At 71.8% G+C, this 16,988-nt stretch carries 14 protein-coding genes, 1 pseudogene and 1 riboswitch; of the genes and pseudogenes, 6 read left to right on the forward strand and 9 right to left on the reverse strand.

Annotated elements, in window-relative coordinates:
- Positions 1 to 4 precede the first annotated feature (4 nt).
- The 5 genes from BN1555_RS03540 to BN1555_RS03560 all read left to right on the forward strand — a co-directional run bounded on the left by BN1555_RS03540 (position 5) and on the right by BN1555_RS03560 (position 5,331).
- Positions 5 to 976 (forward strand): STM4015 family protein, encoded by a 972-nt coding sequence (locus BN1555_RS03540; protein WP_093797754.1) that lies wholly within the window; start codon positions 5 to 7, stop codon positions 974 to 976.
- Positions 957 to 2,147, forward strand: a complete 1,191-nt coding sequence (locus tag BN1555_RS03545; RefSeq protein WP_093797756.1) for an STM4014 family protein — start codon at positions 957 to 959, stop codon at positions 2,145 to 2,147. The genes BN1555_RS03540 and BN1555_RS03545 overlap by 20 nt, the downstream gene beginning before the upstream one ends.
- Before the next feature lies 1 nt (position 2,148).
- Positions 2,149 to 2,961, forward strand: coding sequence for an STM4013/SEN3800 family hydrolase (locus BN1555_RS03550; protein ID WP_093797758.1), 813 nt, complete (start codon positions 2,149 to 2,151; stop codon positions 2,959 to 2,961).
- Positions 2,958 to 4,286 carry an STM4012 family radical SAM protein gene (locus tag BN1555_RS03555; protein ID WP_093797760.1) on the forward strand — a complete coding sequence of 443 codons (1,329 nt, stop codon included), beginning with the start codon at positions 2,958 to 2,960 and terminating at the stop codon, positions 4,284 to 4,286. The genes BN1555_RS03550 and BN1555_RS03555 overlap by 4 nt, the downstream gene beginning before the upstream one ends.
- A 136-nt stretch (positions 4,287 to 4,422) precedes the next feature.
- Positions 4,423 to 5,331 carry an STM4011 family radical SAM protein gene (locus BN1555_RS03560; RefSeq protein ID WP_093797762.1) on the forward strand — a complete coding sequence of 303 codons (909 nt, stop codon included), beginning with the start codon at positions 4,423 to 4,425 and terminating at the stop codon, positions 5,329 to 5,331.
- Here the strand turns inward: BN1555_RS03560 and BN1555_RS03565 are convergent.
- From BN1555_RS03565 to BN1555_RS03575, 3 genes and pseudogenes are all read right to left on the reverse strand, one after another.
- Positions 5,284 to 6,075 (reverse strand): SGNH/GDSL hydrolase family protein, encoded by a 792-nt coding sequence (locus tag BN1555_RS03565; RefSeq protein WP_093797764.1) that lies wholly within the window; start codon positions 6,073 to 6,075, stop codon positions 5,284 to 5,286. The genes BN1555_RS03560 and BN1555_RS03565 overlap by 48 nt on opposite strands.
- Before the next feature lie 192 nt (positions 6,076 to 6,267).
- Complete coding sequence (locus BN1555_RS03570) at positions 6,268 to 7,218, reverse strand: M23 family metallopeptidase (protein ID WP_093797766.1); 951 nt, start codon at positions 7,216 to 7,218, stop codon at positions 6,268 to 6,270.
- A gap of 2 nt (positions 7,219 to 7,220) precedes the next feature.
- Positions 7,221 to 7,395: riboswitch (cyclic di-AMP (ydaO/yuaA leader) on the reverse strand.
- A gap of 384 nt (positions 7,396 to 7,779) precedes the next feature.
- Positions 7,780 to 9,875 (reverse strand): annotated as a pseudogene (locus BN1555_RS03575) (alpha-galactosidase).
- A 166-nt stretch (positions 9,876 to 10,041) separates the two neighbouring features.
- Here BN1555_RS03575 and BN1555_RS03580 point away from each other — a divergent pair.
- Positions 10,042 to 10,860 (forward strand): tyrosine-protein phosphatase, encoded by an 819-nt coding sequence (locus tag BN1555_RS03580; RefSeq protein ID WP_255305855.1) that lies wholly within the window; start codon positions 10,042 to 10,044, stop codon positions 10,858 to 10,860.
- 12 nt (positions 10,861 to 10,872) lie between these two features.
- Here BN1555_RS03580 and BN1555_RS38825 read toward each other — a convergent pair whose 3' ends face one another.
- From BN1555_RS38825 to shc, 6 genes are all read right to left on the reverse strand, one after another.
- Positions 10,873 to 11,019 (reverse strand): DUF6126 family protein, encoded by a 147-nt coding sequence (locus tag BN1555_RS38825; protein WP_176709941.1) that lies wholly within the window; start codon positions 11,017 to 11,019, stop codon positions 10,873 to 10,875.
- 1 nt (position 11,020) lies between these two features.
- Positions 11,021 to 11,620 (reverse strand): helix-turn-helix domain-containing protein, encoded by a 600-nt coding sequence (locus BN1555_RS03585; RefSeq protein WP_093797768.1) that lies wholly within the window; start codon positions 11,618 to 11,620, stop codon positions 11,021 to 11,023.
- Between the two features lie 58 nt (positions 11,621 to 11,678).
- Entirely contained in the window at positions 11,679 to 13,076 is a 1,398-nt protein-coding gene (locus tag BN1555_RS03590; protein WP_093797770.1) for an aspartate aminotransferase family protein, read from the reverse strand.
- Between the two features lie 182 nt (positions 13,077 to 13,258).
- On the reverse strand, positions 13,259 to 14,281 hold the full coding sequence (gene hpnH, locus BN1555_RS03595; RefSeq protein ID WP_093797772.1) for an adenosyl-hopene transferase HpnH: 1,023 nt from the start codon (positions 14,279 to 14,281) through the stop codon (positions 13,259 to 13,261).
- Positions 14,282 to 14,286: 5 nt separating this feature from the next.
- Positions 14,287 to 14,940 carry a phosphorylase family protein gene (locus tag BN1555_RS03600; protein WP_093797774.1) on the reverse strand — a complete coding sequence of 218 codons (654 nt, stop codon included), beginning with the start codon at positions 14,938 to 14,940 and terminating at the stop codon, positions 14,287 to 14,289.
- Positions 14,940 to 16,958: a squalene--hopene cyclase gene (gene shc / locus BN1555_RS03605; RefSeq protein WP_093797776.1), complete on the reverse strand. Its 2,019-nt coding sequence runs from the start codon at positions 16,956 to 16,958 to the stop codon at positions 14,940 to 14,942. The genes BN1555_RS03600 and shc overlap by 1 nt, the downstream gene beginning before the upstream one ends.
- Positions 16,959 to 16,988 lie beyond the last annotated feature (30 nt).

A 16,988-nucleotide genomic window follows, 5' to 3' on the forward strand; every position in this document is an offset into this window, starting at 1 on the left:
GGGCATGACCGGCATCGAACACCCCGAAAACTTCCACGGGCTCCCCGTCTTCACGCTCCCCGGGCCCGGTGGCCGGCAGGCCCCGCCCCTTCCGCCCGCGGACTCCGTGGCCTGGCGTCTGGACTGTCTGTGGGACGAGGACCATCCTTTCGCCGAGCTGTGGCCCCGCTTCCTCGACTCCGTCGACTCGACGCGGGTCCGCGCCCTGGTGATCGGCCCGTGGTGGCACGACGAGTACGAGCCCCTGCGTCCCGCCCTGGACCGGATCCTCGCGGACGCGGACCGCTTCCCTGCGCTTCGCGGCCTCTTCCTCGCCGACGCCACGAGCGAGGAGTGCGAGGTGTCCTGGCTGGAGCTGACCGACGTCACCCCGTGTCTTGAGGCGTTCCCGCGGCTCGAGGAGCTGGTGGTGCGCGGCTGCGGTGAGTCGCTCTCCGACACGGACGTGCTGGCTCTGCGGCCGGTCCGCCACGATGCGCTGAAGGCGCTGCGCTTCGAATCCGGCGGCCTGCCCGGCTCCGTCGTCCGGGCCGTCGGCGCCTCCCGCCTGCCGGCTCTGGAGCGCCTGGAGCTGTGGCTGGGTGTCACGCATTACGGCGGCGACGCGACGGTCGCCGACCTCGCGCCCCTGCTGTCCGGCGGCGCCCTTCCGCGCCTGCGCCACCTGGGCGTACAGAACAGCGAGATCCAGGACGAGATCACGGCGGCCGTGGCGGCCGCGCCCGTCGTCGCCCGGCTGGACTCACTGGCCCTGTCGATGGGCACCCTCGGCGACACCGGCGCGCAGGCCCTGCTCGACGGCCAGCCGCTCACACACCTGAGCGAACTGGACCTGCACCACCACTACATCACCGAGCCCCTCCAGCAGCGCCTGCGCAAGACGCTCGAACCGCACGGCGTGCTGCTGAACCTCGACGGGCCCGACCACTGGGACCCCGAGGACGACGAATTCCGCTATGTCGCCGTCGACGAGTGACGGAAACAGCCGCCGGCCGCGCTTCGCGGTCGTCGGCAACCCCGCCAACCGCCGCGTCGCGCTCTTCCAGGAGGCCGTGACCGCCGCCGGACTCCCCGCCGCACGCGTCGTCCCCTGGCTGGCCGTGCTCACGAACGGAGCCGCGTTCCGTCCGGGCGAGACCGTACGGATCGACTCGCCCGGCGAGGACCTCGAGGTCGAGCGGCTGCTGCGGGGTGTCGGCGACGGCACCCGGGTGGAGGGATCGGCTCGCTGGTACGAGCGGTTCACCGGGGCCGTACGGGAAGTGGGCCGGGCTGCGGCGGACTGCACCCTGCTCGACGACCCCGACGAGCTGGCGGTGCTGTTCGACAAGCGGCTGTGTCATGCCGTGCTGCACGGCGCGGGCGTTCCCGTGCCGCCTTCGCCCACCTCCGGGGCCACGGCACCGGGCGTACGCGGCTGGCCGGACGTACGCGAGCTGCTGCGCGCGCACCGTATGCCGCGTGCCTTCGTCAAGCTCGCGCACGGCTCGTCGGCCTCCGGTGTGCTGGCCGTCGAGACGGCGGGCCCCGGCCGGGTGCGGGCCACCACCTCCGTGGAACGCGATCCGCGGGGACGGCTCTTCAACTCCCTGCGGGTACGCCGCTGTACGGCCGAAGGCGAGATCGCGGCGATCGTGGACGCGCTCGCACCGGACGGCCTCCACATCGAACGCTGGATGCCCAAGGCCGCCCAGCGGGGCCGGGCCGCCGACCTGCGGGTCGTCGTGGTCGGCGGCAGGGCCACGCACGCCGTCGTACGGACCAGCCGCTCCCCCATGACCAACCTCCATCTCGGCGGCGCGCGCGGGGACCTCGACGAGGCCCGGGCCGCCATGGCCGCGGCGGGCGGCAGCTGGGAGGAGGCCGTGGAGGTGTGCGAGCGCGCGGCGGCCTGCTTCCCGCGCACCCTCTGTGTGGGTGTCGATCTGCTGCCCGCCGTCGGCTGGCGCCGCTTCGCCGTCGGCGAGGTCAACGCGTTCGGCGATCTGCTGCCGCGCCTCACCGGGCTGCCCGGCAGCGACGCCGAGGGCCTGGACACCTACGCGGCGCAGGTCGCCGCCGTACAACGCGCTGCGCAAAGCGCAGCACAACGCGCCGTACCTCCCCTCGTACGGCGCACGACAAGGAACCACCATGCGATCGCCTGACATGAACAAGATCGTCGGCAGCCACGATCTGCTGCTCGTCACCCTCGACACCCTCCGCCACGACGTCGCCGCCGAGCTCGCCGCCGCCGGCCGCATACCGAACCTGGCCGCCCATCTGCCCGGCGGCGCGTGGGAGAAACGGCACGCGCCCGGCAGCTTCACCTACGCCTCGCACCAGGCGATCTTCGCGGGCTTCCTGCCCACGCCCGCCGCGCCGGGGCCCCACCCCCGGCTGTTCGCCGCGCGTTTCGCGGGCAGCGAGACCACCGCGGAGCGCACCTTCGTCTTCGACGCCCCCGACCTCGTCTCCGGTCTCGCGGACGCCGGCTACCGCACGGTGTGCATCGGCGGTGTCGGCTTCTTCGACCGGCAGGGACCGCTCGGCTCGGTGCTGCCGGGGATGTTCCAGGAGAGCCACTGGGAGCCGGAGTTCGGGGTGGCGTCGTCCACGTCCTTCGAGGATCAGGTCGGCCGGGCCGAGCGGGTCGTCGCCGGGCTCCCGGCGGACCAGCGGCTGTTCCTGTTCGTCAACGTCTCCGCGCTGCACCAGCCGAACTGGTTCCACCTGCCCGGCGCCACCCGCGAGGCGGGTGACTCGCGCGCCACCCACGCGGCGGCCCTGGAGTACGTCGACCGGCACATCGGCCGTCTGTTCGCCGCCGCGAGCAGCCGCCGCCCCTGCTTCGCCATCGTCTGTTCCGACCACGGAACGGCGTACGGCGACGACGGCTACACCGGCCACCGCCTCGGCCACGAGGCCGTCTGGACCGTCCCCTACGCCCACTTCACCCTCGACCAAGGGGCCACCCGATGAGCACCACAACGCCCCGCCCCTACCAGGATTACGTCTACGCCTACCCGCACAAGACGGCGTACCGCGGGCTGGAGAACCGCCCCTCCCTCCGCGGCCTCTGGGCGGACGAACCCAAGAACGCCCTTTCCCTCTACCTCCACATACCGTTCTGCGAGGTCCGCTGCGGCTTCTGCAACCTCTTCACCCGGATCGGCGCCCCCGGTGAACTGACCGGCCGCTACCTCGACGCGCTCGATCGGCAGGCGACCGCCGTCCGCGACGCCCTCGGTGACGGCGGCGTCCACTTCGCCGCCGCGGCCTTCGGCGGCGGCACCCCCACCTTCCTCGACCCCGGTGAGCTCGAACGGCTCTGCGACATCGCCGAGAAGCGGATGGGCGCGGACCTCGGCGCCGTGCCCCTGTCCGTCGAGGCCTCCCCGGCCACCGCGACCCCCGACCGCCTCACTGTTCTCGCCGCCCGCGGCACGACCCGCCTCAGCCTCGGCGTCCAGAGCTTCGTGGATTCCGAAGCCCGCGCGGCCGTGCGCCCCCAGCGCCGCGCGGACGTCGAGACGGCCCTCGCCGCCGTCCGCGACGCCCGCATCCCGGTCCTCAACATCGACCTCATCTACGGCATCGAGGGCCAGACCGCCGAGACCTGGCGCACGTCGCTCGACGCGGCGCTCGCCTGGCGGCCCGAGGAGCTCTACCTCTACCCCCTGTACGTACGCCCGCTCACCGGCCTCGGCCGGCTCGGCGCCGAGGCCGACGCCGCCTGGGACACCCAGCGCCTGCGCCTCTACCGCCAGGGCCGGGACCACCTCCTCGCCCACGGCTACGAGCAGGTCTCGATGCGCATGTTCCGCCGCGCGGACGCTCCGGAGCAGGCGGCCGACGACTACGCCTGCCAGACCGACGGCATGATCGGCCTCGGCTGCGGAGCCCGTTCGTACACCTCCGCGCTCCACTACTCCTTCGACTACGCCGTCGACATGCGCGAGGTCCGCAAGATCATCGACGACTACACCGCCACCGGGGACTTCTCCCGTGCCGAGGTGGGCCGGTACGTCGACGCCGACGAGGCACGCCGCCGCCATCTGCTCCAGTCGCTCCTCCAGGCCGGGGGCATGCGCCTGACGGACTACGCCGAGCGGTTCGGCACGGCGCCGGCCGACGACTTCCCCGCCGAACTCGGCCGCTTCGCCGCCCGCGGCTGGCTCGACGACGGCGCGCCGAAGGACCTGCTCCGGCTGTCCGCCGACGGCCTCGCGTACTCCGACGCGCTCGGCCCGGAACTCTTCTCCGACTCCGTACGGGCCGCCATGGCCGCGTACGAACCGAAGTGAGCCCGGCCATGGAGCCGAAGGACCTGCTCCGGCTGTCCGCCGACGGCCTCGCGTACTCCGACGCGCTCGGCCCGGAACTCTTCTCCGACTCCGTACGGGCCGCCATGGCCGCGTACGAACCGAAGTGAGCCCGGCCATGGACCTGACGATCCTCTACCGCGGCCCGCTCGCCTCCTGCGACTACGACTGTCCGTACTGCCCGTTCGCCAAGCGCCGCGACAGCCGCGAGCAGTTGCGCGCCGACCGCGCCGCGCTGGAGCGCTTCACCGAGTGGGCCGCCGCGCAGACGAACGGCGACCGCCTCTCGGTGCTCCTCACCCCGTGGGGCGAGGGCCTGGTCCGCTCCTGGTACCGCCGCGCCCTCACCGAGCTGTCCCGCATGCCGCACGTCCGGCGCGTCGCCATCCAGACCAACCTCAGCTGCCGCACCGACTGGCTCACCGAAGCAGGCGCCGACCTCGGCACGCTCGCGCTGTGGTGCACGTACCACCCGGGGCAGACACCGTACGGCCGTTTCCTCGCCAAGTGCCGCGAACTGACCGTCCGCGGCGTGCGGTTCAGCGTCGGCGTGGTCGGCTTCCCCGAGCACCTCGAAGAGGCGCGCAGGCTGCGCGCCGCGCTCCCCTCCGAGGTCTACCTGTGGGTCAACGCGGCCGAGGGCCGCACCTACACGGACGAGGAGGCCGGACACTGGACGGCTCTGGACCCCCTCTTCCCGTACAGCCGCCACCCGCACCGCTCCGCCGGTCTGCCCTGCCGGACCGGCGAATCGGTGATCTCGGTGGACGGCGAGGGCACGGTGCGCCGCTGCCACTTCGTGCGCGCCGAGCTCGGCAACCTCTACGACGGCTCGTACCGGCAGGCACTGCGTCCGCGTGCCTGCCCCCTCGCCGTCTGCGACTGCCACATCGGCTACGTCCACCTGGAGACGCTGCCGCTGTACGACGTGTTCGCGGGCGGCGTCCTGGAACGCGTCCCCGGCGCACCTGCCGCCCTCTCACAAGGGCAGCAGGTCGGGCCGCTTCGCCTCGACGTGGTCACCTGAGGACTCCCCGCGCAGCCGGCGCCCGATCCACGGCACCAGGTGCTCCCGCGCCCACTGGATGTTGTCCCGGCGCACCTCCAGCACGCCGCGCGGCGCCATCGGCGGCCACGCCTGGTCCGGGTCGGCCGGGACGTCGAGCCCGAGCACCTGCGCGGCGCGCAGCGCCACCCGGGTGTGGCCCTCGGGCGAGAGGTGCAGCCGGTCGCCGTCCCAGGCGCGCCGGTCCTGGATGGACTTGAGCGACCACAGGTCGAGCACCGGGCAGCCGTACCGGTCGGCGACCGCCCGTACGTGCGCCGTGTACGTCGCGATCTTGCCGCGCAGATGACGCAGCACGGGCATGGTGCGCGTGTCGAAGCCGGTGGTCACCATCACGGTGCCCACGGCGCCGGCGAGGTCGGCCACGGCCCGCTCGAAGCGCTCGGCGACGTCGTCGGGGTCGCTGCCGGGCCGGAGGATGTCGTTGCCGCCGGCGCAGAAGCTCACCAGGTCGGGTGCGAGCGCCTTCGCGCGCGGGACCTGCTCCGCCACGATCTGGTCGAGGAGACGGCCGCGTACGGCGAGGTTGGCGTAGCGGAACGTGTGCTCGGGTACGCGGTCGTCGAGGAGTACGGCGAGCCGGTCGGCCCAGCCGATGAACGCACCGTCGGGTCCGGGATCTCCGACGCCTTCGGTGAAGCTGTCGCCGATCGCCGCGTACGACCCGATGGTGCCTGCGCTGAATGATCTCGAATCGTCTGCCACGTCGGCACATCCTTCACCGGAATGAGTGACCTACGCCACCGTAGGGAGGGGTTGACGTGGGGTGATATAGGACACCGGTCAAGCTTTGTCCAACCCGGAATAGACCAAAAAATGCGCATACGCCCCCTTCCGCCGCCCGGTGCGGGCGGCGGAAGGGGGCGTACAGGAGCGTTCAGGCCGACCCGGGAGGGATCAGACGGTGACGCCGTGGCCGCGCAGGTAGGCCAGCGGGTCGACGTCCGAGCCGTAGCTCGGGCCGGTCCGGATCTCGAAGTGCAGGTGCGGGCCGGTCGAGTTGCCCGTGGAGCCGGAGAGGCCTATCTGTGTGCCGCCGCCGACGCTCTGGCCGGAGGAGACGGACAGCGAGGACAGGTGGGCGTACTGCGAGTACCGGCCGTCGTCGTGCTTGATGACGACCTCGTTGCCGTACGAGCCGCTCCAGCCCGCGGAGACGACGGTGCCGGCACCGACGGCCTTGACCGGGGTGCCGCTGGCCGCGGCGAAGTCGACGCCCGTGTGGTAGCCACTGGACCAGCTGCCGCCGGCGGCGCGGTACGGGGTGGTGACGCTCGCGGAGACCGGGGCGGTGAAGCCGGATCCGGTGCTCTGGGCGGCGGAGGCGGAGTTCACGGAAGTGGACTCCTCGGCCTTGGCCTCGGTCTTGGCCTCGGCCTTGGGAGCGGCGGCCTCGGCCTTGGGCGCGGCAGGAGCCTCGGCCGCAGGCTTCGCCTGCTTCGCCGGGGCCTGCTTCGCCGGGGCCTGCTTCGCGGGCGCCGACGCCTTGGCGCCGATGGTCAGCTCCATGCCCGGCAGGATCAGCGAGGGGTTGCCGCCGACGACCTCACGGTTGTCCTCGTACAGCTTCTGCCAGCCACCGCGCACGTTCTGCTCTTCGGCGATCTTCGACAGGTAGTCCCCGGAGACCACGGAGTAGATCTTGGTGCTGGTCTTCTTCTGCGGCGTCGCCTTCTCGGACACCGCGGCGGCGGACGCGGCGGCCGGGGCTGCGGCCTTCTCCGCGGCGTTCGCACCGGTGGCGGTGATCAGGGGAAGTGCGAGTACGGCTCCGCCCGCTCCCGCGGCGACAATTCCGCGAGTGATCGAGTTGGACCTCGGGCGGCGGTGCTTACCCTTTGCGGGCATGGAACATTCCTCTCCGGCGCCTACGAGGTGAGCTGTCGGGTTCGGGCTGGAGATGCCCGGCCGCGCTGCTGCGCGACTTCACCCCAAGCCGGTCCGGACGCACGAGACGTCCGGATCACCGGCGTACTTACCTGGGTCCCCCGCTCCTGCCAACGCGTGAGTGAGTGAGTGCGGATTCCGGGAGGTGGCAGGATTCGGCGGTCCACCCGGATTGCGGTGACCGTAAGCCGACGGGGGTCCCCCGTACAAGCCAGTCCATTCACACGGGCATTGCCTGACGGGAATTCACCACGGAATTCCCGTCACCCTCCGTGGATTACGGATCTTTACGCACCGCCCGTGAACCGGCATTTGCACCCGGAGCTTCGCCACGCACTGTCACGAATATGATCCTGCTCACCAGCGGCCTCTGCCATTTCCCGGCCCTACAAGGGAAGTTGCCCCAGAATCGTCCGTTTCACCCCAAATGCAACCCATCTCCCCGACCGTGGACCGCAAGGGTCGGGAAGGGGAAGCGGGAAGGGCGCGGGAAGAACATGGAGGAGCGGGGAGGAACAGGGCTCAGACCCTCCTCAGCCGGAAGACCGCGGCATCGAGGTCACCGCGCAGCGCGGTGCGCAGTCCCCGGTGGAGCAGTACGGAACCCCGGTGCACGGCCGAGGTGTCGAGGCAGGCGTACGCCGCGTCCGGGTCGAGCCCGCGCAGGCGCAGCGGAGGCTGCTGCTCGCCGTAGTGCTGGGCCTGGAGCCAGGCGAGGACGACGGTGTCGTCCCCGCGTACGTACTGGACCGCGCTGAGCCCGCCCTCGGGCGCCCGCAGCCGGTACAGCTCGCCGTGCTGCACGACCGGCCGGATCTCCTTGTACAGGTCCACCCACTCGCGCGCCTCGGCGATCTCGTCCTCGCTCCACCCGGCCAGGTCGCCGCCGATGCCGAGCACCCCCGCCATCGCGCTCACGAAGCGGAAGCGCAGCGAGCTGACCCGCCCGTTGAGCTGCGTGTTGGGGCTGTCGGTGACCCAGGCGGCCATCGCCCGCGCCGGGTGCAGCTGGCTGAAGCCGTGCTGGATGGCGAGCCGGTCCAGCGGGTCGGTGTTGTCGGAGGTCCACACCTGGTCGGTACGGGAGAGAATCCCGAGGTCGATCCGGCCGCCGCCCCCGAACAGGACTCGAAGGCGACGTCCGGATGCGCGGCCCGCAGCCGGTCGAGGAGCGCGTACAGCGCGTGCACATGCTCGGTCCACAGCTTCTGCGGGTACGGTTCGCCCGGCCAGCCCGCGTCGGTGAAGCAGCGGTTGAAGTCCCACTTCACGTAGTCGACGGGAGCGCTCGACAGCAGCCCGTGGAGCTGGTCCCAGAGGTACGCCTGGACGTCGCCGCGCGCGAGGTTGAGGACGAGCTGGTTGCGGAACTCGGTACGGGTGCGGCCGGGATGGTGCTGCACCCAGTCGGGGTGCGCCCGGTACAGGTCACTGTCCGCGTTCACCATCTCCGGCTCGACCCAGATCCCGAACCGCATGCCCAGGCCGTGCACTTCGTCCGCGAGCGGCCCCAGCCCGCCGGGGAAGCGGTCCGGGTTCGGCGTCCAGTCGCCGAGCCCGGCGCGGTCACTGGTCCGGGCGCCGAACCAGGCGTCGTCCACGACGAACAGCTCCACGCCGATGTCGGCGGCCCGCCGCGCGAGGACGCGCTGCTGTTCCTCGGAGATGTCGAAGCCGGTCGCCTCCCAGGAGTTGTAGAGGACGGGCCGCTCGCGGTCCGCGCCGGGGACGACGTGCGCGAGCTGCCAGGCGTGCCAGGCACGGCTCGCGCCGCCGAACCCGCCCTCGCTCCACAGCCCCGCGAAGACGGGTGTGGTGTACGTTCCGCCGGGCGCCAGCCGCAGCAGACCCGATTCGTCGTGCCCGGCCCCGCCGGTGATCTGCACGGTGCCGTCGGGCAGTTGCTGTACGGCGATGCGCCACGACCCGGACCAGCCGAGCGCGCAGCCGTACACCTCGCCGCTCTCCTCGGCCGCGCCCTCCGCGTCGAGCGCGACCCACGGCAGGTGCTGGTGCCCGGTGTGGCCGCGGCGACTGCCCAGGATCTTCTCGCCGGGGGTGAGCGCGGAGCGTACGAGCCGGGACTCGGCCGCCCACCGGCCGTGCAGCTGGCTCAGCCGCCACCGCTCGCGCCGGGGCAGCGTCCAGGCGGCGGCGTCGGCCCGCAGCAGCTCCAGGGCGGGGGCGCCGGCCGGCCCCTCGTGTGCGACGGTGGCCCACCGCTCGACGACGTCGGAGTCCTCGCGCATCCGGTAGTGCAGGGTGAGGCCGAGGTGGTGCACGGGGTCGGTGAAGCGCAGCCGCAGTTCGTCGCCCGCCGCGCTGGAGCCGTCGTAGAGCCACTCGGTGCCGCGCACCTCGGGCGTACGCACGGACAGGGCGGGGCGCACGAAGCGGGGCCCGCCCTCGACGGGGTACTCCTCGCGCCCGTCGAGCTGCGACTCGAACGGCCAGTAGGGCGGTGGAGGTTCGGCGGCGAGGGACTCGGCGTCGGCGAGGGAGATGCGTGGCCCCCAGTGCAGATGGACCAGTTCGTCCCGGTCCGTGAGGTGCAGCGCGTAGCTGCCGGCCGCTCCGGAGAGCAGCCAGGTACGGCCGTTGCCGCCGGTCTCGATCATGCAGTCCCCTCGGATCGGCACAGGTGCGAACATCTTGGCCGTCCTGCCGCCCCGGGGCAACGCCCGCACGGCGACGGCCGAGATGCTTGCCCCAGGTACCCATGTCGTATCGTCGAAACGCGCCGAAGTCGGCGAGCAGCGCCGACGGCAGACTTCAGGAGCCCACGTGACACAGCAGCTGCCGCAGGTCCCGTCGACAGAGCCCGAGCCCGAGCTTGCCGCGGTGCGCAACTTCCGTGACGTGGGCGGTCTGCCGACCGTGGACGGGCGGCGGGTCCGGCACGGAGTGCTTTTCCGCAGCGGCCACCTGGCACACGCCACCGCCGCCGACGCGGCGTTCCTCGGTTCGCTGGGCCTCCACACGGTCTTCGACTTCCGCAACGAGGCGGACCAGAAGCTGGAGGGCCCGGACATCGAGCTGCCGGGTGTGCGCAATGTGAATCTGCCGCTGACGGACCCGGCCGACGGCGCCGTGTTCTGGAAGATGGTCCGCGACGGGAACCTCGACGAGCTGCGCGAGATCCTCTCGGACGACAAGGGCGCCGACCGGATGTCGGCGACGTACCGGGAGATCGTCAGGGGGCGTACGGCCGAGCACAGCCGGGTGCTGCACGCTCTCGCCGAGGACAGCGTCCCCGCGCTGATGCACTGCGCGGCGGGCAAGGACCGCGCGGGCCTGTCGATAGCCGTGACCCTGCTCGCGGTCGGTGTCGAGCGCGACGCCATCGAGGCCGACTACCTGAAGTCGAACGACCCGCACCGCCGCTACAAGGTGCACCGCAGCGACAACTCGCCCGCCGGGATGTCCTCCGAGGTGATGGAGCTGCTCAACCCGCTCTTCGAGGCCCGCGCGGAGTACCTGGCCGCGGCCTTCGAGACGATCGAGGAGACCTGGGGCACCACCGACCGCTACCTCGCGGAGGGGCTGAACGTCACCCCCGGGATCCGCGAGCGGCTGCGGGTGCGCCTGCTCGACGAGAGCTGAGCGCAGCCGGTGTCAGCGTGAGCCGCCGAGCGTGAAGAGCAGGTAGACGAAGGCCGCGAAGAGGTGGCCCGCGACGACGTACACGAAGACGCGGATCGCCAGGCCTCTGGGGATCCTGTCCTCCACGAAGCGGCGGGCTGTGGTCTTGTCTTCCGGCATCTCAGGTCTCCTGGGGGAGGCACAGCGCGGCGGTGGCGCTCTGCAGCAAGGTGTGGACGAACAGCAGGTCGGCCCCGTCCGGGGAGGCGGCCGCGATGCGGTGCGGGGTCAGCGAGTCGAAGTGCGCGCTGTCTCCGGCATCGAGCCGGTGGACGCTCTCGCCGAGCACCAGGCGCAGGGGCCCCGACAGCACGTACAGCCACTCCTCACCGGGGTGGACCCTCACCAGGTCCCCCTGCGCGCCGTACGGCACGTGCACCCGCAGCGCCTGCATGGCCCGCCCCGGGCCGCCGGCCCGGTGGTACGTCCAGCCGTCGGCCTCCCGCGGCTGCGCCTCGTCCGCGCGCAGTACGGCGTCCCACTCGCCCGGCGTCTCGCCGAGGAGCGCGGACACCGTCGTACCGTAGACACGGGCCAGCGTGAGCAGCATCGGCAGCGAGGGCTGGCGCTGTCCCGTCTCCAGACGGGACAGGTGGGCGGGTGAGAGAGCGGCGCGGCGCGCGGCCGCCTCCAGGGTGAGGCCGCTGCGGCGGCGCAGGTCGCGCAGGCGTGGTGCGACCGAAGGCAGTCCTTCGGCCGTCTCTTCGGGCCGGGGGGTCATGCCTCCATTGGGCCAGAGGTATTGCCTCAGAGGCAAACATTTTGCCTCAGAGGCAAAATTACCGGTTGGCCACGGCCTGCTTCACGAGCGTCCTGCCGAAGTCCCACATCAGGCCGCCGCCGCTGTGGGCGTCGTCCATCACCGCGGTGAACGCGCCGACGAAGCGGTCCACCTCCTTCTCCCCCACGATCAGCGGCGGAATCAGCTTGATCACTTCGAGGTGGTCGCCGGAGACCTGGGTGAGGATGCGGTGCTTCTGGAGCAGCGGCACGACGACCATCTGCGCGAAGAGTCCTTTGCGGGCGGCCTGGAGCACGGTCCAGCGGCTGCGCAGTTTCAGCGAGCCGGGCCGGCCGAACTCGATGCCGATCATGAGGCCGCGTCCGCGCACGTCGTGCAGCAGCTCGTAGCGGCCGACGAGCGCGGTCAGCCGCTCGCGCAGCAGGTCGCCCGAGCGCCGGGCGTTCGCGACGATCTCCTCGTCCTCCATCACCGTGAGAACGGCGAGGCCCGCCGCCATGGCCTGGGCGTTGGATCCGAAACTGGCCGAGTGGACCAGGACCCGGTCCATGGAGGAGTAGACGCGTTTGAAGATCCAGTCCTTGCCGAGGGTCGCACCGACCGGGACGTAGCCGCCCGAGAGCGCCTTCGCGACGCACAGCAGATCCGGCTCCACCCCCTCCTCGTGCTGGTACGCGTAGAAGTCTCCGGTCCGGCCCAGGCCCGTCTGCACCTCGTCGGCGATCAGCAGCGCCTTGTGACGGTGGAGCAGCTCCTGCGCGGCGCGCAGGAACCCCGGCGGGGACTCGTGCACGCCCTTTCCCTGGATCGGCTCGACGACGAAGCCGGCCACGTCGCCCCGCTTCAGCTCCCGCTCCAGGGCGTCCAGGTCGCCGAGCCCGATCGCGGTGTCGGGCAGCAGCGGAGCGAATCCGTCCCGGAAGCCCGCCTCGCCGTTCACCGACAGCGAGCCCGTGGTCAGGCCGTGGAAGGCGTGGGCGCAGTACAGGATCCTGGGCCTGCCCGTCGCGTACCGGGCGAACTTCAGCGCGGTCTCGACGGCCTCCGTGCCGCTGTTGCCGAAGAACACCCGGTCCAGGTGCGGGCTGTGGGTGAGCAGCTTCTCGGCGAGCAGTCCGGGGAGCGGCTGGCAGTCGAAGCGTGTCAGGTCGGCGAGCGAGGCGTCGAGGACGTCGTGCAGCGCCTTGCGTACGACGGGATGGTGCCGGCCGAGGCCCATCACGCCGAAGCCCGCGAGCATGTCGAGGTAGTCGTTGCCTTCCGCGTCCCAGAAGTAGGCGCCCTCGGCGCGCTCGTAGACCTTGTCGAAGCCGATGGTGCGCAGCATGCGCGGCAGCTGGTGGTTCAGGTGCCTGGCGTGCAGCTCGTAGCGCTCGGCCCCGCGTTCGGCGAGGAGCCCCGCCAGGTCGAATCCCTTCGGCTCGCCGTCCGTCATCGCGCGCTCTCCTCAAGCTTTCGCCGGCGGGGCCGGACTTCCCGGCCACCGGGACGGGGGTGGTCCGCCTCCGGTGCGGGCCGGGGTGCCGGTGGCGGAGACCGCCTCCGCGGTCTCCGTCCCCTCGTCGTCGTCCTGCTCACCGGCGCCCGGGCCTCCCCGGACCACCGGCGCTCTTCACGTCACCCGCGGGTTCCCGAGACGGTCTCGCGGGCCGCGCGCAGCGACTCCTTGAGCGAACCCATGGTGGCGAGCACGGCCGTCGGTTCGTAGCCGCAGTGCGCCATGCAGTTGGCGCACCTCGGGTCCTTGCCCCGCCCGTACTTGTCCCAGTCGGTGTCCTCGATGAGCTCCCGGTACGTCGGAACGTACCCGTCGCTCATCAGGTAACAGGGCCGCTGCCACCCGAAGAGCGAGTAGTTGGGAATCGCCCACGCCGTGCACGGGAAGTCCGCCTTGCCCTCCAGGAAGTCCAGGAAGAGCGGCGAGTGGTTCAGCCGCCAGCGCCGCCGGTTGCCGCCGGAGAACGCCTTCCGGAACAGTTCCCTGGTCTGCTCGACACCGAGGAAGTGCTCCTGGTCGGGGGCCTTCTCGTACGCGTAGGCGGGCGAGATCATCATCTCGTCCACCTTCAGGTCGTCATTGAGGTAGTTGAGCACCTCGACGATCGTCTGCGGGGTGTCGGTGTTGAAGAAGGTGGAGTTGGTGGTGACCCGGAAGCCGCGCTTCTTGGCCTCCTTGATCGCTTCCACCGCTTCGTCGAACACGCCTTCCTTGGCCACCGATTCGTCGTGCCGCTCGCGCAGTCCGTCGATGTGCACGGCGAAGGCGAAGTACGGCGAAGGCGTGAACTTCTCGATCTTCTTGCGCAGCAGCATCGCGTTGGTGCAGAGGAACACGTACTTCCTCCTCGCCACCAGCTGCCGCACGATCTCATCGATCTGTGGGTGCATCAGCGGTTCGCCGCCCGCGATGGAGACCATCGGAGCGCCCGATTCGAGTACCGCGCCCACGGCCTGGGCCACGGGCATGCGCTGCTTCAGAACCCCTGCCGGGTGCTGGATCTTGCCACAGCCCTCGCATGCGAGGTTGCAGGCGTAGAGGGGTTCCAGCTCGACGATGAGCGGAAACTTCTCACGCTTGCGGAGCTTCTGTTCTACGAGGTACGTCCCGACCCTGATGGTCTGACGGAGTGGCATGGCCATCTAGCTCACCTCCTGGGGAGCAGCAAAGAACGGTGCCATTCGAAGAAAGCCGGAAGGACTGCGCGAAGAACACGGAAGGCCGATATTCCACCCCGGACCGTCCCCATGCGCACGAGCTCATGTTCCGGAGCGTCCACGACCACTCGTACGGCCGCAACCGGACGCGGCCCCGCCCGCAGCGCGCTCCAGAGCGTGGCGGCGGATTCCATGTCCACCGCGATGGCCCCGGTGGCCCGCAGCCCGGCCCGCTCGTGACCGCGCACGACGTGGTCGGAGCCGGTCAGCGGGCCGGTGTGGACGGTGCGCCCGGGCACCGCCCTGGCCAGCGCCCCGGCCAGCAGCTCCACGCCCGTGCAGGCCGTGCTGCCGCGGGGGCCTCGGGTCTCGTCGGCGACGACCAGGTCCCCGGGGTGCATGCCGGGGGCGAGTCCGGCGCAGAAGCCGGAGGCGATGACGGCGGCGGCCCCGGCCGGGCGGCCGGGGCCGAGCGCCCTGCTGACGGCCGCCTCGGCCGCCCTGGGACCCATGCCCGTACGGAGTACGGTCACGGGCCCCGGGGCCCCCTCCCGGTCGCCGCCGCGCAGCGCGAACCGCTCGATGCCGAGCGCGCAGGCGATCAGCAGCGGCACGGACCCCGGGAGCACCGGGGACCGGCTCATCAGATCCCCTGCCGAAGGCCCGCGAAGCTGGGCTCCCCGTGGACGTACCGCCCGAGAGCGGTGAGCGGGAAGACCTGGCGGTAGAGGTTGTAGTTGATGGAGAAGTCCCAGGGGAACCCGGTGCCCGTGAAGTACGGCTCGTCCCAGGAGCCGTCCTCCCGCTGGGTCCCGGCGAGCCAGGCGACCCCCCGCTCGACGGACCTGCGCTCCCGCTCCCCCGCGGCGAGCAGGGCCAGCAGCGCCCAGGCGGTCTGCGAGGCGGTCGAGACACCGTGCCCGGCCCACCGGGCCTCCCGGTACGACCGCAGGTCCTCGCCCCAGCCGCCGTCGTCGTTCTGGACGGACTCGAGCCAGCCGACGGCACGGCGGATCGCCGGGTGGGCGGCGGGCAGTCCGGCCGCGGTCAGCGCCGGCACCACCGATCCCGTTCCGTACACGTAGTTGACGCCCCAGCGGCCGAACCAGGCGCCGCCGGGTTCCTGTTGCGCCAGCAGCCACTCGATGCCGCGCCGGGTCCGCGCGTCGTACGCCTTGCCCTCGACCGCCAGCATCTCCACCACGTGCGCGGTGACGTCGGCGGACGGCGGGTCGATGACCTCACCGAAGTCGCAGAAGGGCAACCGGTTGGGGAAGGGGCTGGTGTTGTCGGCGTCGAACGCCGCCCAGGCACCGTTCTTCGACTGCATTCCGAGGTTCCAGCGGACGGCGCGCTCGACGGTTGCTTCTATGCGCCCGCGGTCCGGGTGCGCGACGCGACGGAGCGCCAGGACGACCTCGGCGGTGTCGTCGATGTCCGGGTAGTTGTCGTTGTGGAACTCGAACGCCCAGCCGCCCGGCTCCAGTCCGGGCCGGCGTACGGCCCAGTCGCCCGGCCGCACGATCTGCTCCCGCATCATCCAGTCGGCCGCCTTGACGAGCGCCGGGTCGTCGGGGCGCACCCCCGCGTCGGCCAGGGCGATGGTGGCGAGGCAGGTGTCCCAGACCGGCGACTGGCAGGCCTCGATCATGCGGGAGCCGTCCTCGCGCCACACCGTGAACCGGTCGAGCGATGCGAGTCCGGCGCGCATCACCGGATGGTCCAGGTCGTATCCGAGCAGGTGGAGCGCGATCAGGGAGTACACGGCGGGCGGCTGGATGCCGCCCCAGCAGCCGTCGTTCTCCTGCCGCTCGATGATCCAGCGCGCCGCGCTCTTCATCGCGGCGTCGCGCAGTCTGGCGGGCGCGACCTTGCGGTAAACGTGCAGGGCCTTGTCGAGCAGCTGGAAAACACCCTCCCAGCCGGTCGGCGCGGCGAACCCCCTGGGCGGGTTCGGCACCCGCGGGTCGGTGTGCAGCTCGTCGAGCGCGAACGGGGCGGGGCGCACGGGCCGCTTCGCCGAGACCACGGTCAGCGGCACGATGGTCTGCCGGGCCCAGCAGCCGAAGTCGTAGATGTTGAGCGGGAACCACGAGGGGAGGAAGATCAGCTCGGGTGGCAGCTCGGGCAGGTCGTCCCACTTCCACCAGCCGAAGAGCGCGAGCCAGATGCGGGTGAAGACGCGGCTCGCGGCGATGCCGCCGTGGTCCCTGATCCAGGCCGCGGCGCGCGCCATGTGCGGGTCGCCCGGCAGGTCTCCGGCGAGCCGCAGGGCGGCGTACGCCTCGATGGTGGTGGAGAGGTCGCCGGGGCCGCCGTAGAAGGTGGCCCAGGTGCCGTCGTCGCGCTGCTCGCCGCGGATGAAGAGCGCGGCGGCCCGGAGGGTCCTGTCGTCCTCGGTGTCCAGGAAGTGGCGGAGCAGCAGGTCCTCGGCGTCCATGGTCACATTGGTCTCGAGGTCGCCCTTCCACCAGCCCTGGGCGTCCTGCTGGGCGAGCAGGTGCGCGACCGCGCGGTCCGTGGCCCGCCGTGCCGCGTCCAGGACGCCGGACGGGCCGGGGCCGGCACCGGCCCCGGCCCCGGCGGTGTTGTCGGTGAGTTCGCTGGCCGCGGCTGCGCGGGGCTCCACGGCCCCGGTGCTTCCGTCGGTCGTCGCTGTCATGGTTTCCCCTTCGTGCAGTTGGTTTCTCTG

This window comes from Streptomyces sp. Wb2n-11 (genome assembly GCF_001049855.1).
Lineage (GTDB): Bacteria > Actinomycetota > Actinomycetes > Streptomycetales > Streptomycetaceae > Streptomyces > Streptomyces altiplanensis.